This window comes from Streptomyces changanensis, from assembly GCF_024600715.1.
Classification (GTDB): Bacteria; Actinomycetota; Actinomycetes; order Streptomycetales; family Streptomycetaceae; genus Streptomyces; species Streptomyces changanensis.
In genome coordinates this window covers 5,870,278-5,895,113 of sequence record NZ_CP102332.1, presented here as the reverse complement: position 1 = coordinate 5,895,113, position 24,836 = coordinate 5,870,278, and the positions used below count along the sequence as shown (strand labels likewise).

Genomic DNA, 24,836 nt, shown 5'->3' with positions numbered 1-24,836 from the left:
GCGGCCTACTTCTTGGGCATCTGCTGCTGGGCCTTTTCGAGCTTGGCCCGCACGGACTCCGTGGTGACCGGCCGGCCCGCAGCCGCGTCGGCGAACAGCTCCTTGACCGCGGTTCCGACGACCGTCTCGAACTGCGACTCCTCGGGGACCTGCGGCAGGGCGGTGGCGCTGGTGGAGAGGGTTTCACGAAGGACCGTCAGGGCGGGGCCGCTGAACGTGGGGTCCTGCTGGGCGGTCTTGACCGGCGGGATCGACCCGTAGGCCTTGTTGAGGACGACCTGCTCCTCGTCGCTGGTCATGAACTTCACGAACTTCAGCGCTCCGTCCATGTTCTTCGTGTTCTTGAAGACGGCCATGTTGATGCCGGCGACCATCGAGTTGGTCTGCTTGCCCGTCCCGGGCTTGCCGGAGGGGACCGGGGCGGGAGCCACACCCCACTCGTCCTCGTTCATGCCCTGCGCCTTGAACGTGGCGGACGCGGTCTGCCACAGGACCATCGCGGTCTTGTTCTTGGCGAAGTCGCTGAGGGACTGGTTCTGGGCGTATTCAGCGTTGCCGGGGGCGACGATCTTGTGCGCGGCCATGAGGTCGACGTACTGCTTGACGGCGGCGACGGCTCCGTCGGAGGTGAAGTCGGCCTTGCCGTCGGGGGAGAAGAAGTCGGCGCCGTGCTGCTTGCCGAGGACGAAGACCTGGTGGATGTTGTTGGAGAGGTTGGAGCCCTCGACGCCGATGGCGGCCTTGTCGCCCTTCGTCAGCTTCTTGCCGGTGGCGATCAGCTCGTCCCAGGTGGTCGGCGGCTTGGTGATGCCGGCGTCCTTGAACATCTTCTTGTTGTAGTAGAGCGCGTAGGTCATGGAGTAGAGCGGGACGGCGGCGGGGTCCTGCGCCTGAACGCCGGTGGAGCCGAGAGCGGAGTCGATGAAGCGGTCCTTGCCGCCGATGGCCTCGAAGTTCTTCGCGTCCCACGGCAGCAGCGCCCCGGTGGACTGCAACGAGGCACTCCACGTGTTGCCGATGTTGAGGACGTCGGGGCCCTGACCCGACGTGGTCGCGGTGAGGATCCGGTTGAGCAGGTCGCCCCAGGGCACGACCTCCAGCTTCACCTTGATGCCCGTCTCCTTCTCGAACTTGTCGAGCTCGGGCTGCAGGACCTTCTTGTCGACCTCGATGCTCGCACCCTGGTTGGACGCCCAGTAGGTGAGCGTCTTGGGCTGCTCGTTGGAGCCGCCGCCGTTGGACCCGCCGCCGCACGCGGCGGCGGAGAGGACGAGAGAGAGGGTGACGGCGCCGACGGCTGCGGCTCTGACTCTGCGCATGGCTCCAGAGGCCTTTCAGGAAGGAGCGGGAAGCCGGCTACGGGAGGGGGCGGCGCTCCGCAGCCACCCCAGCAACCCCACGGCTTAATTTAGGATGTGAGTTAAACTCCAAACGAAGGGCTCGTCAAGAGCGGTCACCGGGGTATGTTGCGACCAGAGACCACAAGGACAGGGAGCACAGTGCGAGCACGCAGCGGCCGAACGGTACGTGACCTGCGACGAGAGAGCCGGACAGCCGTATTGCAACGGTTGTATCTCGATGGGCCTTTGAGCCGCTTCTCGCTGGGCCCCGTCACGGGACTGAGCTCCGGATCCGTCAGCAACGTGGTGTCGGATCTGATCGCCGAAGGCCTGGTGGAGGAGGCAGGCAGCGTCGACTCCAAAGGCGGGCGTCCACGGACACTGCTGCGCATCAGCCCCCACAGCGGATACGTGATCGGCGTGGACGTGGGCGAGACGCGGGTACGGGTGGAACTCTTCGACCTCGCTCTCACCGAACTGGCACGCGCAGAGAAACCTCTCAGACCGGGAGGGCCGCGCCGCATCGACCGATACGACGTCGACATCGTCGTCGGACACCTCCGCGAAGGCATCACCGAGGTCCTCGACACGGCCGGCATCCCGCCGGAGCGCCTGCTCGGCGTCGGCATCGGCGTTCCCGGCATCGTCGCCCGCACACCCGAGGACGGCGCCGTCGTGCACGGACAGACCATCGGCTGGGACGCCGTGCCACTGGAACGGCTGTTGCGCGACGCCCGCCTGCTGCCACCGGCCGTCCCGTACTACATCGACAACGGAGCCAAGACGCTCGGCCAGGCCGAGATGTGGTTCGGAGCCGGCCGCGGCGCGCAGAGCGCCGTCGTCGTCCTGTTCGGCTCCGGCGTCGGCGCCTGCGTGGTCACCGACGACATGCCGACCGGCCGTGCCGTGGAATGGGGGCACATGACCGTACGGGTCCGGGGACGCCGCTGTCGGTGCGGCGCCCAGGGCTGCCTCGAGGCCTACGCCGGATCGGAGGCGCTCCTGGAACGCTGGGCGGAGGCGGGCGGACGCCTGCCCGCCGACGCGGACGAGGAGACGGCTCTCACCGCGTTGCTCGCCGCCGCCTATCCCTCCCCCGGCCCCGACGGCAGCTCGCCCGACCCCGACATGACGGCTCTGGCCGTCCTGGAGGAGACCGCCGAGTACCTCGGGGCCGGCTTCGCCGACCTCATCAACCTCTTCCAGCCCGAACGCATCCTCGTCGGCGGCTGGGCAGGCCTCCAACTCGGCCCCCGCTTCCTCCAGTCGGTACGGACCTACGCCACCTCGTACGCCCTGGCCCACCCCGCCGCGCACGTCCGCATCGACCTGGGCACCTTCGGTCCGGACGCCGTCACCGTCGGGGCGGGAACCCTTCCTCTCGCCGACTTCTTCGCACGCGGCGGCCAACAGAGAAGGATCGAAGCCGAGGAACCGCTCCCGGCATGGCAGAGAACGCTGCGACAACGCGCGGCGCAGTGACCGACAGAGCGGGGCGAGGAGATCACTCCTCCAGATCGGGAAGCCCGTCGGGCGCCGGGCAGATCCTCCGGCCGGCGTGATCGAACACGTAGAGCTGCGCCAGGTCGACCAGCAGGGGGACCTGGGCTCCCGCGCGCACGCGCACCTGAGGCCCCGTACGCACGACGAGATCGCTGCGTACCCCACGCCGATCGGGATCGACGCCCGCGTCACCCGCGGAGGACGACTGCGGCGGTTCCAGGGTGGCCACCGCCCCGGACAGCCTGCCCATCACGCGCCTGCCGAGCGGACCGAGGCTGTTTCCGTGGGGTCTGCGGCGGTGCCCGGGGGCGGCCGGGGGCCGGGCCGACTCCAGGTCGGCCACCACCGCGGGACGCGACCCGGTGTTCACGTGCACCAGCGCTTCGTGCCCCTGGTACTCCACGTGCTCGACGATGCCCCTCATCGCCACTTCTCCCGGCCGCGCCTGGCTCGGCGGTGCGATCCGAACCGTCTCTGAGCGCAGGCCCACGACGACCGGGCGGCCCTGCTGGATGCGGAGCAGTTGATGGTCGATGCTGAGGGGCTCGGGCAGGGCGAGCCGCTGCCCGCCGAGGTCGAGCGACATGCCCGCGTCGAGCGGCGCGTGCACGACGGCCTCCAGCAGACTGATCCGGGGCGTCCCGATGAACGCGGCGACGAACACGTTCGACGGCAGCGCGTAAGCGTCCCGGGGCGAGCTGACCTGTTGCAGGACCCCGCCCCGCATGACCGCCACCCGGTGCCCGAGCGACATGACCTCGGCCTGGTCGTGCGTCACGTAGACCGTGGTGACGCCGAGCTCCTCGGTCAGCCGGGCGATCTCGGCCCGCAGGTGTCCCCGCAGTTTCGCGTCGAGACTGGACAGCGGTTCGTCCATCAGGAAGACGGAGGGATGACGGGAGAGCGCCCTGCCCATCGCGACGCGCTGCCGTTCGCCGCCGGAGAGCTGCCCCGGGTACCGGTCGAGCAGATCCTCGATGGCGAGCATGCGCGCGGTCGCCTCGATCTGCGGCTCATGGTCCGTCGCGGGATCCCGCAGCCGCAGCGGGAAGCCGATGTTCGCCCGGCTCGTCATGTTCGGGTACAGGGCGAAACTCTGGAACACCATCGCGATGTCCCGCTCACGGGGCGGAACGTGGTTGGCGTACTCGCCGTCCAGGTACAACTCGCCCTCGGTGATGTCCTCCAGGCCCGCGATCATCCGCAGGACCGTGGACTTGCCACATCCCGAAGGCCCCAGCAGGACCAGGAACTCCCCCGGCTCGACGGTGAGGGAGACACGCTCCACGGCGTAGGACTCCCGCCCGTATCTCTTGCTGACATCACGCAACGCGATGGTACGACTCATGTCGATCCGCCCGGAATTGGGAATGGTGAGCTGAGGGGGTGTGGGGGGAGGGTGAGGCCAGAAACTAGCCCACGACGCCCCCCGAGGGAACGCTTTGGCGAAAGATCGCGGAGGCGAACCCGTGACGGGTCCGGAGTCGACGCACCGATGGGCCGGTGATCCTACGCAGGAATCAGCGGGCCGATCCCCCTTGTGCGCCCACCGTATGAGCTCCTCCAGCGGGGTCTGCACGGCCTGGAGAGGTGTTGACCGCACAGTGGGAGGCAAGTACCGTCCACCTAGCTGGGAGAGCGCTCTCCCTGCTGCTCGCTGCCATCGGGCTCGCGACGGCGTGACCAGAACGCGTCGACCGGACCAAAGCTGCCGCCCCGGGTCCTGCCCGGCCGGAGATGGAGGGACCGTGTCGCACCGCGGTACTCGGAGCACTCCCGAACTCGCCGGGGCTGCCGCGCTCGTCTCCCGGCACCTGGGGACGGGCGCTCGGGTCACGGACATGGAGCGCCTGACCGGGGGAACGTTCAACGACGTCTACCGGCTCACTCTCGAGGGGGCCGAGCAGAGCGCTGCGGTACTGAAGATCTCCCCGCCGCCCTCCGTACCGCTGATGACATACGAGCGTGATCTGCTGCGCACTGAAGCAGGGTTCTACGCTCACGGGTCGACGGTGGAAGGCGTCCCCCTGCCGCGTGTACTGGGCACGGACTTCGACCGGAAGTCCGCAGACGGCGACCGACTCTTGATGACCCACCTCGACGGCAGGGACTGGCACACCGCGCGCAGCACGATCCCTGCGTGTGAACGTGACAGGCTGCGCTGCGATCTCGGCAGGATCATCGGCGAACTGCACCACGTACAGGGCGTCGGCTTCGGCTATCCGCAGCACGGCACCCCGGGCACCGGCTCACCATGGCGGACCGTTTTCCTGGCCATGTTGAGCGACGTGCTGCACGACGCCCGTACCTACAACGCCCGCCTTCCGTTCGACGAGGACCGACTGCTGCGGACGATCGACCAGAAGGCCTGGCTGCTCGACGACGTCACTGTCCCCACCCTGGTCCATTTCGACCTGTGGGACGGCAATGTCCTCGTAGCAGAGCGCGAGGGTCGTCTGGAGATCAGCGGGATTATCGACGCCGAGCGGGCGTTCTGGGGAGATCCCCTGGCGGATCTGGTCTCCCCTGCCCTGTTCGGGGACATCTCGGATGACGAAGCGTTCCTCGCGGGCTACTGCTCCGCGAGGGGCCGTGGATTTCGGCTCGGTGACCATGACCTGGGTCGCGTGGCGATGTACCGGATCTACCTCGCCCTCATCGTCCTGGTCGAAGGAACGCCACGCGGCTACGACCCGGACGAGCGAGCGCCGCTCACCGACCGTGCCACAGCTGACCTGTTCGCCGCACTCGACAGACTGCATCGGACCGTCCCGCAGGCCACAGGCGAGGCGTGAACTCCGGCGCCGGACACGGAACGTGCACGGAGAACGATGAACGACAGAGGCCTGAGACCGGCCACTCGCCCGGCCGAAGGACGGGATCTCCGCGGGCCTGGAGTCTCTGACGTCCTCGTACTGTTCGACATCACCGGCCATCAGGCGCAGAGGCTCCTTCGGACGCGGGACTGAACCGCTCACACCCGGCCGCTCAAAGACGAGCACTGGACGCTGCTGAAGGACGAGCAGAGCCTTGCGTCCGGCATGCGTGATGCGACACGGCTGGGCTTTGCCGTGCCGGCCGGCCTGATCTGCGAGGTCTCGGACAGCAGCGGCGCGGCATCCCACACGAGGCACGGAATAGGACGCCGAGGACGGACGCGGGCTGTTCCCGACCGGACAGTTCGCCCACCGCTGGAAGACGCGCCAGAGCAACCGGGGCAAGACGATGCGGACCGAACAACCGCTGCCGAACGGCACCGGGAACCTCTGTCCCCGGCCGACCATCTTCCCCCTTCTTCCCTCTCCCCCCGTCGAGCCCGCGCGAGCCGTTCGGGTCGGAGCCCGACGGCACGCCGACGGGCTGCTACGGAGTCTCGTGCAGGCCGATGTCGGCCGGGCCGAAGACGAAGCGGGTGAAGCGAACCCGCAACCCCTCGCGTTGCGGCGAGCAGCAGAAGGGTCCCGCCTTCGCGATCGCGTCCGGCCGCATGTGCGCGAGTCGGACCATCCGCCACGGGCCCTCGCTGGCGCGAGCGCGGATGGTGAGCGCGTCTCCGGAGCGGCTGGCCCTCACCGTGACCGACGTTCCCGCCCACTCGGGGACGGGGGCCAGAGACCAGTCGGAGGTGTCGTGCGTGACGACCGCGCCGAGGTGCGGCGTACCGTCCGTCGCCTCCACGCCCGCTTTCACCCAGGTCCGCTCGTCGACGCGGACCATGACTCCCGCCTGGTCGTACAGGGTGGTCAGATCGGCTTGGAACGTCACCGCGACCGCGTGGCCCACGGGGAGAGGAGCGAGCAGAGCGTGCCCGCTGTCCCGGATGAACCCGTAGCTGGTACGGCGCCAGAAATCACTTGCGTAGGCCGTGCTCACCAGCAGGTCGTCTCCCTCCGGTTCCGCCCTCGGCAGCGGGTTGAGCCACGCGGCGTCACTCCACGGAAACTGTTTGGTGCCGGTCATGACCGGCATTCTCTCTGATGGGTGGGGCAGAGCACGCGGCACGCGGGCACCGTCGGAGGACGTGTGTCGCGCACGCCGTCCGTGCTCCGGCACGGGGCCGGCGCAGGAGCTCGCGGAGGAGGGCCCTGCGCCGGCGGGTACCTCCGGGGGACGCCGGAGGCACCTGTCCTACGGGTTTATGTTGATCTTGAAGGTGGAGGTGGTGTTGCGGATGTCGACGGCGTTGCCGTTCATCCGCAGTCCGTTGAAGGTAACCTCGCCGACGGCGGGACCTTGCTTCTCCTCGGGCATCTCGTTGGCCCAGAGGCCGAAGCCGGACTTGGCGTCCCAGGCGTCGCCGCTCTTGCGGGCTCCAGTGATGGAGATGTCCGTGAAGACGGTGTCCTTGATGGGGAACTGCGGCTGTCCGTTGACGTAGTTCGTCTGGAACATGATGCCGCTGTAGGTGGGGTCGACGATGTCGACGTTGTTCACACGGATGCCCTGGAACACCTTGGAGGCGGAGAAGAGCCACATGCCGGGGAAGGTCTGGTTGCCCCAGAAGTGGCCGCCGGCCCGGACGATCGAGATGTTCTCCAAGGTCGTCGGCTCGGTTCCGAAGCCGTTCATGGCGTAGCCGAAGTCCAGCGAGGAGATGGTGACGCCGGAGTAGACCAGGGTGTCGGCGATGTGGATGTTGCGGAAGGTGTTGGAGTAGCCGCCGTAGACGGCGAGGCCCGCGGCGCGCCACGTCAGGGTCGACGTGAGGTTCTCGTAGACGTTGTTCTTCATGTCGGCGCCGCCGGCGTCGATCGCGGAGAACAGCGCGAAGCTGTCGTCACCGGTCGCCCGGGCGTCGTTGTTGACGACGTGGTTGTCGGTGGAGCCGTTGGTCATGTTGATGCCGTCGGCGAACATGTTGCGGATGCGCGAGTTCTTGATCGTGATCCGGTCGGTGTTGGCGCCCCAGTAGAGGCAGACCATGTGCTCGTTCCAGATGTTGTCGATCTCGATGTCGGTGACGTTGGCGAAGTCGAAGACCTTGCCCGGCCCGTCGATGCGGGAGGTGTAGTTGCCGAAGTAGGCGAAGTTGCGGAAGGACGAGCCCTTCGCGGCCGCCTCGGCGCGGAAGCCGACGTCGGTGTTGTTCTGCGCGGCCGGCGCGTGGAACTTCGTGTACCACGGGCCGGCGCCCACGACCTGGACCGGCTTGCCGTACACCTGGAACTTGCTCGACGTCTGGTAGTCGCCCGGCGGCAGGTAGACGCCGACGAGCCTGCCGGTTCCGTCCATGCGGACCTTGTCGAGCGCGTTCTGGACGTCCTGCTGACCGAAGCCGGCCGGGACGACGAAGCCGGCCGGGTCCGGATTCGCCACCGGCGCGACCTGCTCCAGGTTGACAAAGTCGATCGCGTAGTGAGCGGCGGCATTGGCGGCGTCCTTCTGGAGGCGGATCTTGCTTCCCGCCGGGACGGTCTCGCCGAGCAGGATGTGCGCCTCGTCGTAGATGTGGCGCGGGCCGCCGGCCGAGGGGGCGTTCTCGGGGAGGTTCTCGGCGCCGTACAGCCACGCGTACTTCGAGGTCAGTGGCATGGCCTTCTTGAAGACGCCGTCGACGTACACGTTGATCGTGGAGTCGATGCCGCCACCGCCCGGGGCGTCCGGGATCGAGAAGCGGGTGACCAGGGTGTTCGTGGACGCCCGGGTGGTGAACTCGACGTACTCGCCGGTCGCGTCCAGGTTCACCGCCTTGCGGCCGGATGCCTCGCCGGCGATGTCGCCGACCGTCCGGTTCGGGCCGACGACCTGGGCCCCGCCACCGGCCGTGCCGTCCTCCGCCTCGTACATGTCGTACGGCATGTTCGCACCGCGGCCGACGAACAGCGCCTGAGAGGCGGTGTTGTTAGCGCGCTTGACCGGCAGTTCGCCGGCGTCGTCGGCGAGGACCGTCCTCACCGTGTACGACCCGTTGGCGGCGGTCCACGGGCCGAGGGTCACCACTGTGGAGGCGCCTGCGGCGAGGCTGCCGCTGTAGGAGCCGGTCAGGGTCTTGACTGTGGCGCCCTGCTTGTCGAGCAGGTTCAGGGTGATGCCGTGGCTGCCCGCCGAGGTGGCCTGGTTGCCCTGGTTCTTCACCGTCGCCTTGAAGGAGACGGTGTCCCCGGCGGACGGGCTGGACGGGGTGGTCGTGACCGAGGTGGTGACCACGTCGGCGCTGGTGACCGGCTTGACCACCAGGGCGGTGGGGCTGGTGTGGGTGTTGTTGGTCTCGTTCTGCTCGACGACCGCGTTCGCCTCGTCCGTGACCGCGCTCAGCTCGTAGGATCCGGCCTCCCGCGCTCCGATGGAGGCGCTGACGGTGGTCTGGGCCCCGGCGGCGAGGGCGCCGACCTGTGCGGTGGCGACCTTCGTGCCGCCCAGGCGCAGTGCGACGGCGCTGGCGGGCGCGGCGGCCGGGCCGCTGTTACGGACCGTGGCGCTGACCGTGATCTGGTCCGACTCGACCGGGGCGGCCGGCGACGTGGTCAGGCCGGTCACCTCCAGGTCCGGGTTGGGCGCGGGCACTCCCATGACCTGGAACTCGGCGAGCTGGCCCGCCGAGGAGCCGGAGTTGGCGGTGAACTTCAGCTGTACGTCGGCGACACGTGCGGTGACCGGGACGGTCACGGTGTTGCCGCCGGCCGGGTCGAAGGTGTAGCTCTTCGCGGTGACCAGGCTCGTGAAGCCCGACGCGTTCTGCTCGCGGCCGAGGACCTCGATGGTCTGGTTGCGCGCGCCCCAGGCGGTGTCGGGGTTCAGCTTGAGGACGAGGCGGTCGAGGTCGGCGTTGGAGCCGAGCTTGACGGTGAGGGTCTGGGGGTAACTGCCGCCGGCGCCCTCCCAGTAGGTGCTCGTGTTGTTGTCGTTGGCGTTCGCCGCGACGAAGCTGTGGACCGTGGAGGAAGCGCTGATCGCCTTGCCGACGGCCAGGTTCGAGCCCGTGGAGCCGGTGCCGTTGCGGGTGACGGTGTTGCTGTTCACGGACTGGTTCCCGGCCGCGTCCCTGGCCCTGACGTGGTACGTCACGGTCTGGTTCGCCGGTCGGTTGTCCGTATACGTGGTGACGTTGCCCGCCACGCTCGTCAGCAGCGCGCCGTTCGCGTAGACGTCGTAACCGGTGACACCCGTGTTGTCGATGGAGGCGCTCCAGACCAGCTTCACCTGACCGGTCACCGGCTCGGTGAACGCCAGGTTCGCCGGAGCCGTCGGCGCCTGCGTGTCACCGGAGTCGGCCCGCCGGGTGACGGTGTTGCTGTCGGCGGACTGGTTGCCGGCCGCGTCCTTGGCCCGCACGTAGTACGTCACGGTCTGGTTCGCCGGGCGGTTGTCCGTGTACGTGGTGACGTTGCCCGCCACGCTCGTCAGCAGCGTGTTGTTCGCGTAGACGTCATAGCCGGTGACACCCGTGTTGTCCGACGAGGCGGTCCACGTCAGCTTCACCTGACCGGTCGCCGGCTCGGTGAACGCCAGGTTCGCCGGAACCGACGGCGCCTGCGTGTCACCGGTGGCCGGTCCGTAGACCTCCAGCTCGGAGAGCTGAGCGGCAGGCTGCGTGGTGTTCGCCGTGACCAGGATCCGGATGTACCGTGCCGTCGTCTCGCCGAAGGGGATCGTCACGGAGTTCTGGCCGGAGGGGGTGAACTCGTACGCCTTGGAGGCGGTGAGGTCGGTGAAGTCCGTGCCGTTCGCGCTGCTCTGGACCTTCAGGGTCTGGCTGCGCGCGCCCCAGCCGTCGGGCAGGCGCAGGACGACGCGGTCGACGCGGACGGAGGAGCCGAGGTCGGCCCGGAGCCACTGGGGCAGCTCGTTGTTGCGGCTCTCCCAGTACGTGGCCTTGTTGCCGTCGTTGGCGTTGCCCGCCGCGTACACCTCGGTGTGGCTGCTCGCGGTCAGGGTCTTGCCGGCCGCCAGGTTGGCAGAGGTGCCGTCGGCGGCGTGGACCTCCAGCTCGGAGAGCTGGGCGGCCTGCCAGCCGGTGTTGGCGGTGATGTCGACGCGCACGAAGCGCGCCTGGACAGCGGGGAAGCCCACCGTGACGGTGTTGCCGGAGCCGGGACTGAAGGAGTACGTGGCCGAACTCTTGAGGGTGGTGAAGCTGGTGCCGTCGGCGCTGCCCTGGACGGAGAGCGTCTGGTTGCGGCTCTCCCAGCCCGCCGGGAGCTTGAGGACGACCTCGTCGACGCGGGTGCTCGTACCGAGGTCGGCCTGGACCCACTGGGGAAGGTTCGAGCCGGAGCTCTGCCAGTACGTCCCCTGGTTGCCGTCGGTGATGTGCGCGGCCCTGTACTCCGGCAGTGCGCTGCTGGCCGCAGCGGGGTCGCCCACCGCGATGTTGGGGCCTCCGGCGGCCTGTGCGGTCATCAGGGGACCGCCCAGCGCCAGCAGGCTCGTCGCGATCACGGCGCTCATGCTCCGCGATCTCCAGTTGTGCAGTGTCATCTGTCCTCGATCTCGGCCTCGCAGACGGGGCTGCGTGGCGCGGCTCGTCGGGTCGACCTCACACCCACGGCCACGGGTCGGGGTGAGGGTCGGGGCGGGGGGCCGGCCACCGCCGTGGCCGACCCCCTGGTGACGACGCCTCGGGCGCCGTCACCGGTGTCACGGGTTGTTGATGACGAACTGGGATCCGGGCTCGACCAGGATGTTGCCCTGGGCCGAGTTGGTGATCGTCACGTTCGACAGGGTGGCGCTGCCTCGGGCGCCGCTCATGGCGAGGATGCCGGAGCCGTTGTTCGACTTGTCGATGCGGACGTTGGTGATCTTGACGTTCGGCATCTCGCCGCCACCGGTCTTGAACTGGATGCCGTCGTACGTCGAGTCGACGATGTCCGTGTCCTTGATGGTGACGCCGGGGATGGGCTGGCCCTGCGCGAACAGGGTGATGGCGCCGAACTCCTGGTCCTCGTTCCAGAACGCGCCGCCCGTGCGGTACAGGGCGTTGTTGGAGATGAGGGTCTGCCCGGAGAAGGGCAGCGGGTCGTGGTCGGTCGCCAGCATGATGCCGGGATAGTTCATGGTGTCGGCGATGATGTTGTTCTCGATGGTGTTGCCGAAGCCGCCGTACACCGCGATGCCGTTGGCCCGCCAGGGCAACTGGATCGTGTTGTTGCGGAAGTGGTTGTTGGAGCCGATGTCCACCGAGGTGTCCTTGACGTACTTGCTCGCCCAGACGGCCAGCGCGTCGTCACCGTTGTTGCGGAAGGACGAGTTGAAGACGGTGGAGTTACGGGTGCCGTTGGCGAAGTTGATGCCATCGGCGTAGGTGTTGCGGACCCGCATGCCGCTGAACTCGACGCCGTCACCGGGCCCCCACAGCTCGGGGATGTTGGAGTAGTCGCGGCCGGCCCAGACGCCGACGTTGGCGTGCTCGATCCAGACGTTGCTGATCTTCGTGCCCTTGCCGAAGCGGCCGTTGAGACCGACGCCGCCCTCCTGGTTGCCGTCGCCGCCCCGGATGGTGCCGGAGCCGAAGATGGCGATGTCGGAGATCTGGGTGTTGTGGTCGATGTCGAAGCCGAAGTTGCCCTCGTGCGGGTGGTTGATGCCGCCCGCCTGGTGCGGCGGGGTCAGGGTGTAGAGCTGCGAGTGCCACATGCCGGCGCCTCGGATGGTCACGTCACGGATGCCGACCGTGTTGTAGACCCCGCGGTTCAGCGGGTCGTCGGTCAGGATCTTCTGCTCCTGGCGCCACTGGCCCGCCGGGATCCACACGCACGGGATCTCGCCCTTCTGGTCGGCGGTCACCGCGCGCTGGATCGCGTCGGTGTCGTCGAGACCGTCGTTGGGCACCGCACCGTAGGTGGTGATCGAGACGCAGCCGGCCGGCTGGGCCGCCGGGGGCGCGACCTGCTCCAGGTCGATCAGGTCGATGATGTAGAAGGAGGCCGTGTCACCGGCGTCCCGCTGGAGGCGGAACTTCGTGCCGGCCGGGTAGGACTGGGCCAGCAGGGCGTGGGACTCGTCGAACAACCGGCGCGCGTCGGCTCCGGGCGTGTTCGTCAGGCCCTCGGGGTCGTCGGTCGTCCCGTAGAGCCAGCTGTGCTTGGACGACAGGGTCAGCTTGCGGACGAAGACGTCGTTCGCGTAGAGGCTGATCGTCGCCTGGGTGCCGCCGCCGGACGGGGCGTCCGGGATGGAGTTGCGTACGACGATGGAGTTGGACGCGTTGGTGGAGGTGAACTCGACAAACTCGCCGGTGGAGTTCAGGCGGACCGACTCGCGGCCCGAGGACTCGGTGGCGAAGTTGGTGTGGCCGAAGGTCCGCTTGGCGTCGGCGGTGAGCAGGGTGCCCTGGTAGCGGGCGTCCTCCGCCTCGTACTCCGTGTACGGCACCGCGGCGCCCCGCCCCACGACCAGCGAGCGGGTGAAGACGTTGTTGTTCTCGTTCGTCTCGGCCACGGCCGCGGTGGCGTCGGCCGTCGCGGTGAGGTTGACCCCTCCGCCGGCCGCGGTCCAGGTACCGGAGATCGCCACGGTGACCGACTGCCCTGCGGCGACCGCCGGGGTGGTGCCGTTCAGGGTGGTCGTTCCGGCGGCCAGCCGGGTGACGGTGCCGGCGGCGACACCGGTGGTGCCCCGGTTCTGGACCGTGGCGGTGAAGGAGACCTGGGCGCCGACCGCCGGGGAGGACGGGTTCGGGGTGATCGCGGTGACCGTGAGGTCGGGGCCCGGCGCCTGGCCGACGACCAGCTTGGAGGAACCGGTCCGGCTGTTGTTGGTGTCGTCCTGCTCCACGACGGTGTTGGCCGGGTCGACGACCGCCGACACGGTGTAGCTGCCCATGGCCCGCTTGCCGACCGGGATCTTGACGGTCGTGGAGGCGCCCGCCGCGAGCGCGCCGACCTGCGCGCTGCCCGCCACGGCGCCTTCGAGGCTCACGTTGAGGGAGGTGGCCGGCGAGGCGGCGGTGCCGGCGTTGCGGACGGTCGCGCTGACCTCGACGGGGTCCGTCTCCGAGGGGGAGGAGGGAGTCCACACGAGGTCGGTGACGGTGAGGTCCGGGTTGGGGGCGGCGGCGCCCACCACCTCGAACTCGGCGACCTGGGCGCCGTAGCCGCTGGAGTTGGCGAAGAACTTCAGCTGCACGTCGGCGTACCGGCCGGTCACCGGGATGGTGATCGTGTTGCCGCCGGACGGGCTGAAGGCGTAGTCGGCGCGGGCCTTGAGGCTCGTGAAACCGGTCGCGGACTGCTCGCGTCCGAGCACCTCGACGGCCTGGGTCCGCGGACCCCACGCCTGGTCGGGATTGAGCTTGATCCGGACCGCCTCGATGTCGGCGTTGGCGCCCAGCTTCGCCGTCAGGGTCGCGGGGAAGCCCGCCGACTCCCAGTAGGTGGCGGTGTTCCCGTCGTTGGCGTTGGCCGCCACGTACGACTGGGTGAACGAGGAGGCCTCGATCGGCTTGTTCCGCGCCAGGTTGGTGCCGGTTGGCGGCGGATCGACCGGGCCGCCGCCGTCGTCCTCGCCGAAGACCTCTAGCTCGGACAGCTGGGCCGCGTTCCAACCGGTGTTCGCCGCCACCTGCACACGGATGAAGCGCGCCGTGGTCGCGGTGACGGGAATGCTGACCGTATTGGCCTGGGCCGGGTCGAAGGTACGTGCCCCGGATCCGGCGAGCGCGGCGAACGAGGACCCGTCCGTGCTGCCCAGCACGCTCAGCGTCTGGACGCGTGAACCCCACGAGGCCGGCAGCTTCAGCGCGACCCGGTCGACCTCGGTGCCGGCCCCCAGGTCGACCTGCACCCACTGCGGGAACGCCCCGTTGGGGCCCTCCCAGTAGGACGCCTGACTTCCGTCCGTCACATTACCCGCGACGTAACTGCCGTTCGTGCCACCCGCGGTCGCGGGCTTGCCCAGGGCGAGGTTGGGGCCCTCGGCGGCGTGGGCGGGAGCGGGGAGCATCCCCACACCTATCAGCCCTGCCATCACCGAGCCGACGATCACTCGCCGCCCGTGGTTTCTCGATCGCATGAAGTCCTCTTGATTCCTCACCCGGACAGCCGACCGTGACGCGCCACGCCCGCGGCACGAACAGCACCGGGAAGGAGGCGAGCTGGGGGGCGGATACACCAGGGCGAATGTCGACAGAGCCCTCGCACAACACCTTCCACCCTCAAAGAGGGAACATCCAGGTGTCAGCAAGTATTTTTGAGTTGTTCAGTCAATCTTTTGCGATGACCAGGTGACAGGTTTCCGCCAGGTCACCACTTTGTCAACGGGGCCGACACAACTGGCCTGTTGGAGAGGACGCGCGCCTGGTCAGCGCTTTGGACGGTCGGCCACCGCGGACACGGCGGATCCCCCGCAGCCTCGCCTAGTACTGCAACGGTCTTTAGCCTGATGGTGGGCAGGTTCGGGTGGCGTGTGGCCGCGTCGTTGGTAGTGGCTGATGCGGGCTTGGTGCTGTCGTCGACGACATCGGTGGGACCAGTGCAGGACGTGATCGATCGAGGCCGGCCGGCGGTGGGTGAGGCGGTGGATCAGGCGTCGCAGTTCGGGAAGGCTCAACGGGACGAGGCCGGAGGATCCGTCTGCTTCGCCGGTGTCGAGCTCGCGTGCCCGCAGGACGGCCAGGCAGGCGTGGGCAGCCATAGCCAGGGTGATGTGGCGATGCCAGCCGGGGTAGTGGCGGGACCTGGTAGTCGTCCAGGCCGCACTCCTGCTTTGCCGTCTGAAAGCATTCCTCGACCGCCCATCGGGCGCCGGCGACATGGATCAACTGGTCGAGCGTGGTGTCGGTGGGGCAGTAGGCGATGTAGTAGGAGATCTCCTCCGGGCGGCTCACGCTGCGGCGGGCGATCACCCAGTGCCGGCGGTCCTCCCAGTGCCAGTGCCAAACCTCGACCCGGGCCCAGTCGAAGGCACGGGGCCCGGGGGAGCCGTTGCCGCAGGAGCGGCATTTCCACTTCTGCCGGGACAGATCGTGGAACAGGTCGTGAACGGGGTGATCGATGGCCCGCGAGTCACGACGGTGCCGTGCCGGGTGGTGGCCAGGGCATGTAAAGACACCAGCCCGTTCCAGCTCGCTCCGTCAGCTCTTGGAGTAGCCGCATCCGGCGTCCACGGTCACCCACCCGAACGGGATCTTCTCCGTGATCGCCTGGCGGACCATAGCCGGGCGATGGCGACCTTGGTCTCGGAGACGACCGTGTCGTCGATGCCGGCCCGGCGGCAGCGTTCCCGGTCGTCGGTCCAAGAGACAGGCAGGTAAGGGCACCGGTCGATCAGAGTTGCGGCCACGCCCGGCGGCATAGGCGAGGAACATTCCGACCTGACAGTTCTTCATCCGTCCCGCGGTTCCGGAGTGCTGCCGCTAGACCCCGGCCGAACAGGTCTCCTTCTTCAAGAACCCAGTGTCGTCCACGTTCAGCACCGCCTCCCCGTCGCCGAGATGCTCCACCGCGAACTCACGCACGTCGTCCAGAACCTCGTCCGCATCCCAGTCGATCCGGTTCAGCAACCGGTGGATCCGGTCCGGCCCGCACACCCGGCCTCCTCCGCCAACGTCCAGCCGTTCTTCCGCTCCAGCGGGGCGACCAGCCCCCGCATACGCCAATGCCGCCTCACGCGGCTCCGACCTGGCAAAACGGTGCACGAACCGGTCATGCAGAGCGCCCCGGAGCCGGCCTCGCATGCCGAAGATGAACGGATCCGCCACGCGCTTTCGGGCACAAGAAAAGGGCCAGACCCGTCAGGTCTGGCCCTCGAAATGGCCCGTGCGGCCGCTCACTCCCAGCGTGGAACAACGCCCGGCCCGGCCCGGCCCGGCTCGATTCAGGCGCTGGACGGCGGCGCGGTCGAGCCCCGCACCACCAGCTCCGGCTCGAAGAGCAGCTCACCGGGGGATGCCTGCGCCCCCTGGATCTGTGCGCACAGGAGGTCCACGGCGGCCCGCCCCATCGCCTCGATCGGCTGCCGCACCGTCGAAAGCGGCGGCTCGGTGCAGTTCATGAAGGCCGAGTCGTCGAAGCCGAGTACGGACACGTCGGCAGGAACGGTGAGTTGCCGCCGGCGAGCCGCTCGAATGGCGCCCAGGGCCAGCGGGTCACTCGCGCAGATGACGCCGGTCACCCCGCGGTCCCACAGCCGCCCCGCGGCCGCCTGTCCCCCTTCGAGCGAGAACATCGAGCGCTCCACAAACTCCTCCGGCAGCTCCGTCCCCCCCGCCGCCGCGGCCGCCCGCGCCGCGGTCAGCTTCCGACGCGAGGGGATGTGGTCCTCGGGACCGATGACCAGCCCGACACGCTCGTGCCCCAGCGAGGAGAGGTGACGCCACGCCTGCTCCACCGCGGCGATGTCGTCACAGGAGACGCAGGGAAAATCGAGACCCTCGATGGGCGCGTTGACCAGGACGACGGGGATCTTGCGCTCCGCCAGCTGCCGGTAGTGCTCGTGCGGCGCGTCGGCCTGCGCGAAGAGGCCTCCGGCGAAGATCACTCCGGACACCTGCTGCTGCAGAAGCAGCTCGACGTAGTCGGCCTCGGAGACACCACCCCTGGTCTGCGTACAGAGCACCGGCGTGAGCCCCTGCTGCGCCAGAGAACCGCCGATGACCTCGGCGAAGGCCGGGAAGATGGGGTTCTGCAACTCCGGCAGGACCAGGCCCACCAGCCTGGCCCGCTCCCCCCTCAGCTGCGTGGGCCGCTCGTAACCGAGGACGTCCAACGCGCTGAGCACAGACTGGCGGGTGGTCTCCGAGACCCCCGGCTTGCCGTTGAGGACTCGGCTGACCGTGGCCTCGCTGACCCCCACCTTTTTCGCTACCAGAGCAAGTCGTCGCGTCACGAACGCAACTGTAGCGCAAAGGAAGTCAGGAAGTTACATACTTCTTACCGTAATCGCAGCGCATTCGTGCGTCGTCATGCCTGGATATCCCACCTCGCGAAGAGGTACGGGACGCGGCCTTCTCCGAACCGTCCGGAACCGTCGGCTCTAGCGCTCACCCACGGCGCGGGCAAAGATAGAACAACTCGGGATCCCCCGGATCCAGACCATGGAGAAGCCCGACCGGCAGCCAGCCGGCCCCTTCCAACAACCCCTGCATCGGCCGGTTGGACACGTTGGTCGAAGTGAACAGCTTCTCGGTGGTGCACGAGGCCGCTGCCTCGTCCAGCAGTCGACGCCCCACACCGCTCCGGCGCGCCGTGGGCGCCACCATGAGCATCGTCACGAAGCCCTGCCCGAAGAACGTGCACTCCACCACGCAGTAGCCGAGAAGACCGCTCTCACCCTCCGCCACGGCGGCCGCCCCGCCCTCGCACCACCTTCGAATGCTCGCCCGCCGCTCGGCGTCACCACCGTCGGCAACCACGTCGACGCCGCACAGCGCCGGCTCGTCCGACGGGCGTACCCGCCGCACGACGATCCCGCCCCCACTTTTCGTCATCACACCCGCCATACTGCCGTCCCTTCGGTGAACAAGCGCCGCGCCGACGTCTCGCCGTAGCGGTCAGTACGGCCGGACACGACGGTGCGGTCCTTCCTCGGCGGCGATCCTCCGCTCAGGTGGACTCCCGCACCACCAGTTCGTTCGGCATGATCACCGGTTCGCGGGCCTGCCCCGCCAACAGGCCGAGCAGGAGGCGGACGGCAGCCGACGCCTGGTCCGCCATCGGGCTGCGCACCGTGGTGAGCGGCGGGGCACTGTAGGCAGCGGCCTCGATGTCGTCGAAACCGACCACGGCCACGTCGTCCGGTACGCGCCGCCCCCTCTCCCTCAGCGTCCGAAGGGCGCCTATCGCCATCAGGTCGTTGGCCGCGAACACCGCGTCAAGGGATGGTTCGTCGGTAAGGAGCTGCTCCATCGCCTCGGCGCCGGAGATCCGAGTGAAGTCGCCCAGCGCCACCAGCGGGCGCTGTCCGGTCTGGCGGAGCGCCTCACGGTAACCCGCGAGACGTTCGCGGGCGTCGCCGAGATCCAGGGGTCCGGTGACGGTGGCGATGCGCTTACGTCCCCGGTCCAGAAGATGGCGCACGGCGAGGTCCGCGCCGCCTGCGTTGTCCAGGTCCACGTAGGGCACGTCCGTGGCCGCGGTACGGCCGAGGGAGACCATCGGCAGCCCGGTCCTGGCCAGCACGGCGGGCAACGGGTCGGCGCCGTGCAGGGAGAGGAGCAGGACGCCGTCCACGTTGCCGGCGGCCACATGGCTTTCGACGCGGGCCCTGCTGCGGTCGGATTCCGCGAGCATGAGCACCACCTGCTTGTCGGCCGCCTCCAGCTCGCGGCTGGCGGCCCGCACCACGGTGGAGAACAGCGGGTCGTCGGAGAGCACGCCCTGCGGCGGGTCGGAGACGACCATCGCGACCGCGTCCGTCCTGCGCGTCACCAGTTTGCGGGCCGCCGCGTTGGGGACATACCCCAGTTCGCGTACGACGCGCATCACCGCGTCCCGGATCTCCGGCGCCACGGTGTGTTCACCGTTGACCACCCGCGACACGCTCGACTTGGACACTCCGGCACGTGCCGCGACCACGTCCAGCGTGGGCCGCTTCGTCCCTGAACGCCTCGCCGCCACCGGTTCCATCGTCCACCCCCGTCTGCTGTCCCCGTCCCGACCCGACCCTATGAAATACCCGTGCGACCGCAATCCCCCGGTCGTGGAAAGGGTCAGTAGGCAGACGCGGCTGTGGTGCTCCGGTGGTGGCGTGGCACGGGCCCGCGCCGATCAGGGAGCGCTCCCTCACGAGGGGCGGCGCGGACAGGCGCGGGGCGCGGTACACACGGCGGCGGATCCGCTGGTCGAAAGCCATCTTCCCGTCCGCTCGAATACCACAAATGGCCTTCTGAAAAGCCTTTCTGATGTGCCATCAGATCAGGGGGACCTGTTCCTCGCCCCGCGTCGGAACCCTTGACACCCCTCCATGACGGCAGCAGTCTCCCCCTCAGGGAGCGCTCCCCGGCCTCCCTGCCCCGTATCCGCTTCGAGGAGCCGCCATGAGTCCGATGCACCGCCGTCTGGGCCTGCTCATAGCCCTCGCGGTCACCCTGCTGTCGCTCGCCGGCCTGCCCGGCCCTCCGCCCGCCCACGCCGCCGACACCCTGCTCTCCCAGGGCAGACCGGTGACGGTCTCGTCCACGGAGAACCCGTTCGCCGGCGCCAACGCCGTGGACGGCGATCCTGGCACCCGCTGGTCCAGCGCCTTCGCCGACCCCCAGTGGATCCAGGTCGACCTCGGCGCTGCCGCCAAGATCAGCGAGGTCACCCTGAACTGGGAAGCCGCCTACGCCAAGGCGTTCCAGGTCCAGGTGTCCGCCGACGCCCGCACCTGGTCCACGGTCCACGAAACCACCGCCGGCGCCGGCGGCAGTCAGCGCCTGAGCGTCTCGGGCACCGGCCGGTACGTCCGCGTGTACGGCACGCAGCGGGCCACCCAGTACGGCTACTCCCTGTGGGAGTTCCAGGTGTACGGCACCAAGGACAGCGGCGGTGACCAGGATCCCGCCCCCGGAGAAAGGCTGCTGTCCTACGGCAGGACCGGCGCGGCGTCCAGCTCGCAGAACGACGGTCACTGCTGGGAGTGCACCCCGGCCCGCGCCTTCGACCGCGACCCCGCCTCCCGCTGGGCGACCAGCCCCACGAACGGCTGGACCGACCCCGGTTGGATCTCCGTCGACCTGGGCGCGACGGCGCAGATCAGCAAGGTGGTGCTCCAGTGGGACGCGGCCTCCGCCAAGGCGTTCCAGATCCAGGTCTCGCCCGACAACACGAACTGGACCCCGATCTACTCGACCACGACGGGCACCGGGTTCAAGCAGACCCTGACCATGTCCGGCACCGGCCGGTACGTCCGCGTGTACGGCACGCAGCGGGCCACCCAGTACGGCTACTCCCTGTGGGAGTTCCAGGTGTACGGCACCGGCGGGGCCCCGATCACCCCGCCTCCGCTGCCACCCGACCCCGCCAACCCGCCCCGGATCGTCTGGCAGGACGAGTTCAACACCCCGGCGGGCACCAAGCCGGACCCGGCCAAGTGGTCCGCGGACCCCGGCACCGGCCCCAACAACGAGCTGGAGTACTACACCAACCACGACAACGCGAGCATGGACGGTGCGGGTCACCTCGTTCTGGAGGCACGTAAGCAGGCCACGCCCGGCACCTCGTGCCCCACCGACCCGCTCACCGGGAGCGGCACGTGCCAGTACACATCCGCGCGGATGAACACCGGCAACAAGTTCGAGTTCACCTACGGCAAGGTCGAGGCGCGGATCAAGGTGCCCAAGGGCAACGGTCTGTGGCCCGCCTTCTGGATGATGGGCGCCGACTTCCTCGACGGCCGTCCGTGGCCGTACAACGGCGAGGTCGACATCATGGAGGTTCTCGGCAAGGACGTGAAGACGTCGTACTCGACCGTCCACGCGCCGGCGTACAACGGCGGCGGCGGGATCGGCGCCCCCTACAAGCTTCCGGGGGACGTCGACTACTCCGACGACTTCCACGTGTGGGCCGCCCACTGGGACAGCAAGGGCATCGTCTACAGCCTCGACGGCCGGACCGTCCTCACCCTCGACAAGGCCCAGATCGAGCAGACCCGCGGTCCATGGATCTTCGACCACCCCTTCTACCTGATCCTCAACCTCGCCGTCGGCGGCGACTGGCCCGGACCGACCGACGCCTCGACCCCCTTCCCGGCGAAGATGCTGGTGGACTACGTGCGGGTCTACCAGTGACACGTCGCGTGACCGTCACCGGATGAACTCCGTCGGCCGTCACCGGCCGGCGGGCGACCATGGACCACGTGGCCGGGATCAGCGATCCCGGCCACTCCGTGTCCCCCGCAGGCGCACAGCCCGTGGCCCCGGAGGCCGGGGAGGACGGTGGCGCGGTTCGCGGTCCACCAGCCGTGACACAGCAGGACCGCGGGCAGACCGACCGCGCTGTCGCCCTGCCGATCCGTGGAGGTCGTCAACGCCGGCGCCCCGCCCCTTGCTCCCATGGAGATGGCGCTCACGGCCCACGCTGCCCCACCTGTCGACACCCGCCCCCTCCTGCCGCACGGCGCGGCAGATTCACCCGCGCGATCATGTCCTGCACGCGGCCGGGTGTGGCTGATCCAGTGCATCCCCAAGGTTTGCTCACTCAATTTATTAATGAGTTAATGGCGCTTCGGAGACCGCAGTGGGGGACGGGCTTGCTCGCTGCCGGTCCGCCGCCCTCCCTTCTGGTGGCGCCAGGCAACGGCCGTGCGCTATACCGTTACTAATCGTTTACCGACACGGGGGCCAGCCATGCCGACCACCACATCCGGGACCGCCCCGAGCGACGGGAGGTCCCGGCCGACTGCCAACGACGTCGCGAAGGCGGCGGGCGTGTCACGGTCGGCGGTGTCGTTCGCGTTCAACAGCCCCGAGAAGCTTTCGGTGGGCACCCGGGACCGCATCCTCGGAGTGGCCAAGGACCTCGGTTACGTGCCGAACACACTGGCCCGCATGCTCAAGGCCGGACAGACGCAGTCGCTGGGCGTGCTGCTGCCGCAGAACCTCGCTCGCGTGATGGAGAACCCGTACTACTCCCGCTTCCTCACCGGCGTGGGACAGGTCTGCGACGAGCAGGGGTACACCCTGCTGCTCACCCCACCCCTGCGGGACTCGATGCTCAAGGCGATCCCGTACGCGGCGGTCGACGGCTTCATCGTCTGCGGCCTGGAGCACGACCGCGGGGAAGTGGCCGAGCTGCGCCGGCGCGGGATCCCCTTCGTGCTCGTCGACAGCAGTCCCCACGAGGGGGTCTCCAGTGTCGATGTCGACGACGAGGGTGGCGCGTACGAGGCCGTCCGGCACGTCCTCGATCTCGGGCACCGGCGGATCACGCTGCTGTCGATCGACCCGGGCCCCGAACGGGCCGAACGCGGCTACCGGGGTCCGCTCGCCCGCCGCATGGCCGGTGTGGCCCGCGCCCTGGAGGACTCGGGGACGGGGCTCGATGACATCGAGATCATCGAGGTCCCCGCCACACGGATGGACGGCTTCAAGGCCACGAAGAGGTTCATGTCCTCCCGGCCCGCCACCGCGATCGTCACCATGTCGGACATCCTCGCCTTCGGCGCCGTGGACGCCCTGCACGACATGGGTCTGGAGATCCCCCGGGACGTTTCCGTCACCGGCTACGACGATCTGCCCGACGCCTCGTGGATGAGGCCCCGCCTGACGACCGTGCGGCAGGCGATCACGACCAAGGGCCGTACAGCGGCGGACCTGCTGTTCTCGGCCATCCGGGGAGAGGACCAGCATCCCCATCAACTCCTTGGCACCCATCTGATCGTGAGGGATTCGACAGCCCACCCCCACACGGCGGCCTGACACCGCCCCACCCCTCCCCGCCCGCCGTCCCGGCGCGGCGGGGTTTTTCGTCTCCGCAGGTCAACACCGCTTTCAGCGGCGCAAAGCATGTGCATCAAGGAAAGGATGAACACCGCCACCCACGTTACAGAAACGTTAACTAACTCATGTTAATAACCTGCTAACGTCTGCGGCATCACAGAGCTCGCGAGGGGCTCATCCCGCCATCCGGAGCGAATCCGCTTCGGTCCGGCGAGGGAGCCCACCGCGACCCGGCCTCCCTTCACGACCCCTATGTGCGGGAGGTGCATGATTGCGAGCTGTCGCCGGTTCCGCCCCGCTCCGGCGGCAGCACCCGGGCCGCCCTTCCGGTCAGACCTTCTCCGAGGAGTTCACCATGCGCCGTGGTCTTGCGGCAGCCGTCGTCGTAGCGGCTCTCTCCATCACTGCGACCGCCTGCTCCGGCGGCAGCAGCGGCTCTTCCGACAGCTCCGGCCCGGTGACGATCACCTGGTGGGACACCTCCGACGCCACCAACGAGGCGGGCACCTTTAAGGCCCTGGTCAAGGACTTCGAGAAGGCTAACCCTGACATCAAGGTCAAGTACGTCAGCGTCCCCTTCGGCGACGCGCAGACCAAGTTCCAGACCGCGGCCGGCAGCAAGGGCGCCCCCGACGTCCTGCGCGCGGACGTCGGCTGGACCCCGGGCTTCGTCGAGGCCGGTTTCCTCGCCCCGCTGGACGGCACCACCGCCGCGGCCGAGAACGGCAAGTTCAAGAAGAACCTGATCGAGCAGGCCACGTACCAGGGCAAGCTCTACGGTGTTCCGCAGGTCACCGACACCCTGGGCCTGATGTACAACAAGGAACTGTTCGCCAAGGCGGGCATCACCAAGGCCCCGGCCACCTGGGACGAGCTCAAGACGGACATGGCCAAGGTGAAGGAGAAGACCGGCGTCGACGGCTTCGCCTTCAACCCCCAGGCCTACTACGCCATGCCGTTCCTGTACGGCGAGGGCACCGACATGGTCGACGCGGCGAAGAAGCAGGTCACCCTGAACTCGCCGGCCGCCGTGAAGGGCATCGACACCCTGAACTCGATCCTCGCCGCGCCCGGCGTGCGCAAGCTCGACACCACCAGCAACGCGTACGCCAACATCATGGACGCGTTCAACAGCGGCAAGGTCGCGGCCATCATCCAGGGCCCCTGGGAGAACGCGAACGTCTTCAAGGGCGCCGCCTTCAAGGACAAGAACAACCTCGGCATCGCCGCCCTGCCTGCCGGCAGCGCCGGCCAGGGCGCGCCGCTGGGCGGCCACAACCTCGTGGCCTACGCCGGCTCGGACGCCAAGCACCAGGAGGCGTCGCAGAAGTTCATCGCCTTCATGACCTCCGCCGACTCCCAGACGAAGGTCGCGCTCGCCAACGGCACCCTGCCGACCCGCGACGACGCCTACACCGCCGAGGTCAACGCCAACCCGGGCATCGCCGGCTACTCGCCGCTCCTGGCCGCAGGCAAGCCGCGCCAGCCGCTGGCGCAGTACTCCTCGCTCTACACCCCCTTCGAGACCCAGCTCATCAAGATCGTCTCGAAGCAGGAGGGCACCAAGCCCGGCCTGGACAAGGCCGCCGCCGAGGCGAAGAAGCTGCTGCCGGAGTTCAGCACCCAGTAACACCCCCCTGCGGGCTGCCCCTGCCACGCCCGGGGCAGCCCGCCCGGCTGACGCTCCTTTTCCTTCC

General features: G+C 68.8%; 13 protein-coding genes and 1 pseudogene. 5 read left to right on the top strand and 9 right to left on the bottom strand.

Annotated elements, in window-relative coordinates; translation table 11 throughout:
- Positions 1-5: 5 nt before the first annotated feature.
- A complete protein-coding gene (locus tag NRO40_RS25680; RefSeq protein WP_058944012.1) occupies positions 6-1,319 on the bottom strand; it encodes an ABC transporter substrate-binding protein in 1,314 nt (437 codons plus the stop codon).
- Between the two features lie 180 nt (positions 1,320-1,499).
- Between NRO40_RS25680 and NRO40_RS25675 the strand changes: the two genes are divergently transcribed.
- Positions 1,500-2,822: an ROK family protein gene (locus NRO40_RS25675; protein ID WP_058944011.1), complete on the top strand. Its 1,323-nt coding sequence runs from the start codon at positions 1,500-1,502 to the stop codon at positions 2,820-2,822.
- A 22-nt stretch (positions 2,823-2,844) separates the two neighbouring features.
- Here the strand turns inward: NRO40_RS25675 and NRO40_RS25670 are convergent, their stop codons facing one another.
- The gene (locus NRO40_RS25670) at positions 2,845-4,191 is read right to left on the bottom strand and encodes an ABC transporter ATP-binding protein (RefSeq protein ID WP_058944010.1); all 1,347 of its coding nucleotides are present in this window, start codon (positions 4,189-4,191) and stop codon (positions 2,845-2,847) included.
- Between the two features lie 205 nt (positions 4,192-4,396).
- On the opposite strand from NRO40_RS25670, the gene NRO40_RS25665 reads away from it, so the two are divergent.
- Positions 4,397-5,638 (top strand): phosphotransferase family protein, encoded by a 1,242-nt coding sequence (locus NRO40_RS25665; RefSeq protein ID WP_079047332.1) that lies wholly within the window; start codon positions 4,397-4,399, stop codon positions 5,636-5,638.
- A gap of 568 nt (positions 5,639-6,206) precedes the next feature.
- On the opposite strand, the gene NRO40_RS25660 is transcribed toward NRO40_RS25665, so the two are convergent.
- From NRO40_RS25660 to NRO40_RS25630, 7 genes and pseudogenes are all read right to left on the bottom strand, one after another.
- Complete coding sequence (locus NRO40_RS25660) at positions 6,207-6,803, bottom strand: DUF1349 domain-containing protein (protein WP_058944008.1); 597 nt, start codon at positions 6,801-6,803, stop codon at positions 6,207-6,209.
- Positions 6,804-6,971: 168 nt separating this feature from the next.
- The gene (locus NRO40_RS25655) at positions 6,972-11,261 is read right to left on the bottom strand and encodes a discoidin domain-containing protein (protein WP_456243087.1); all 4,290 of its coding nucleotides are present in this window, start codon (positions 11,259-11,261) and stop codon (positions 6,972-6,974) included.
- A gap of 159 nt (positions 11,262-11,420) precedes the next feature.
- The gene (locus NRO40_RS25650) at positions 11,421-14,792 is read right to left on the bottom strand and encodes a CARDB domain-containing protein (protein WP_058945062.1); all 3,372 of its coding nucleotides are present in this window, start codon (positions 14,790-14,792) and stop codon (positions 11,421-11,423) included.
- Positions 14,793-15,852: 1,060 nt separating this feature from the next.
- Positions 15,853-16,455, bottom strand: a pseudogene (locus NRO40_RS30850) (transposase).
- Between the two features lie 140 nt (positions 16,456-16,595).
- Complete coding sequence (locus tag NRO40_RS25640; protein WP_058945063.1) at positions 16,596-17,606, bottom strand: LacI family DNA-binding transcriptional regulator; 1,011 nt, start codon at positions 17,604-17,606, stop codon at positions 16,596-16,598.
- 154 nt (positions 17,607-17,760) lie between these two features.
- Positions 17,761-18,219, bottom strand: a complete 459-nt coding sequence (locus NRO40_RS25635) for a GNAT family N-acetyltransferase (RefSeq protein ID WP_058945064.1) — start codon at positions 18,217-18,219, stop codon at positions 17,761-17,763.
- Between the two features lie 103 nt (positions 18,220-18,322).
- On the bottom strand, positions 18,323-19,345 hold the full coding sequence (locus tag NRO40_RS25630; protein WP_058945065.1) for a LacI family DNA-binding transcriptional regulator: 1,023 nt from the start codon (positions 19,343-19,345) through the stop codon (positions 18,323-18,325).
- Between the two features lie 410 nt (positions 19,346-19,755).
- Here NRO40_RS25630 and NRO40_RS25625 point away from each other — a divergent pair, with 410 nt between their 5' ends.
- The 3 genes from NRO40_RS25625 (at position 19,756) to NRO40_RS25615 (ending at position 24,769) form a co-directional block, all read left to right on the top strand.
- Positions 19,756-21,489: a discoidin domain-containing protein gene (locus NRO40_RS25625; protein ID WP_058945066.1), complete on the top strand. Its 1,734-nt coding sequence runs from the start codon at positions 19,756-19,758 to the stop codon at positions 21,487-21,489.
- Between the two features lie 558 nt (positions 21,490-22,047).
- Positions 22,048-23,118 carry a LacI family DNA-binding transcriptional regulator gene (locus NRO40_RS25620; RefSeq protein WP_058945067.1) on the top strand — a complete coding sequence of 357 codons (1,071 nt, stop codon included), beginning with the start codon at positions 22,048-22,050 and terminating at the stop codon, positions 23,116-23,118.
- Between the two features lie 376 nt (positions 23,119-23,494).
- A complete protein-coding gene (locus NRO40_RS25615) occupies positions 23,495-24,769 on the top strand; it encodes an extracellular solute-binding protein (protein ID WP_257375514.1) in 1,275 nt (424 codons plus the stop codon).
- Positions 24,770-24,836: the final 67 nt, after the last annotated feature.

Excerpts from the sequence above, each read along its gene's own strand:
- NRO40_RS25615 (WP_257375514.1), top strand. The coding sequence starts at position 23,495 with ATGCGCCGTGGTCTTGCGGCAGCCGTCGTCGTAGCGGCTCTCTCCATC.
- NRO40_RS25680 (WP_058944012.1), bottom strand. The coding sequence starts at position 1,319 with ATGCGCAGAGTCAGAGCCGCAGCCGTCGGCGCCGTCACCCTCTCTCTC.
- NRO40_RS25670 (WP_058944010.1), bottom strand. The coding sequence starts at position 4,191 with ATGAGTCGTACCATCGCGTTGCGTGATGTCAGCAAGAGATACGGGCGG.
- NRO40_RS25625 (WP_058945066.1), top strand. The coding sequence starts at position 19,756 with ATGAGTCCGATGCACCGCCGTCTGGGCCTGCTCATAGCCCTCGCGGTC.
- NRO40_RS25650 (WP_058945062.1), bottom strand. The coding sequence starts at position 14,792 with ATGCGATCGAGAAACCACGGGCGGCGAGTGATCGTCGGCTCGGTGATG.
- NRO40_RS25665 (WP_079047332.1), top strand. The coding sequence starts at position 4,397 with ATGAGCTCCTCCAGCGGGGTCTGCACGGCCTGGAGAGGTGTTGACCGC.
- NRO40_RS25630 (WP_058945065.1), bottom strand. The coding sequence starts at position 19,345 with ATGGAACCGGTGGCGGCGAGGCGTTCAGGGACGAAGCGGCCCACGCTG.
- NRO40_RS25620 (WP_058945067.1), top strand. The coding sequence starts at position 22,048 with ATGCCGACCACCACATCCGGGACCGCCCCGAGCGACGGGAGGTCCCGG.
- NRO40_RS25660 (WP_058944008.1), bottom strand. The coding sequence starts at position 6,803 with ATGACCGGCACCAAACAGTTTCCGTGGAGTGACGCCGCGTGGCTCAAC.
- NRO40_RS25655 (WP_456243087.1), bottom strand. The coding sequence starts at position 11,261 with ATGACACTGCACAACTGGAGATCGCGGAGCATGAGCGCCGTGATCGCG.
- NRO40_RS25635 (WP_058945064.1), bottom strand. The coding sequence starts at position 18,219 with ATGGCGGGTGTGATGACGAAAAGTGGGGGCGGGATCGTCGTGCGGCGG.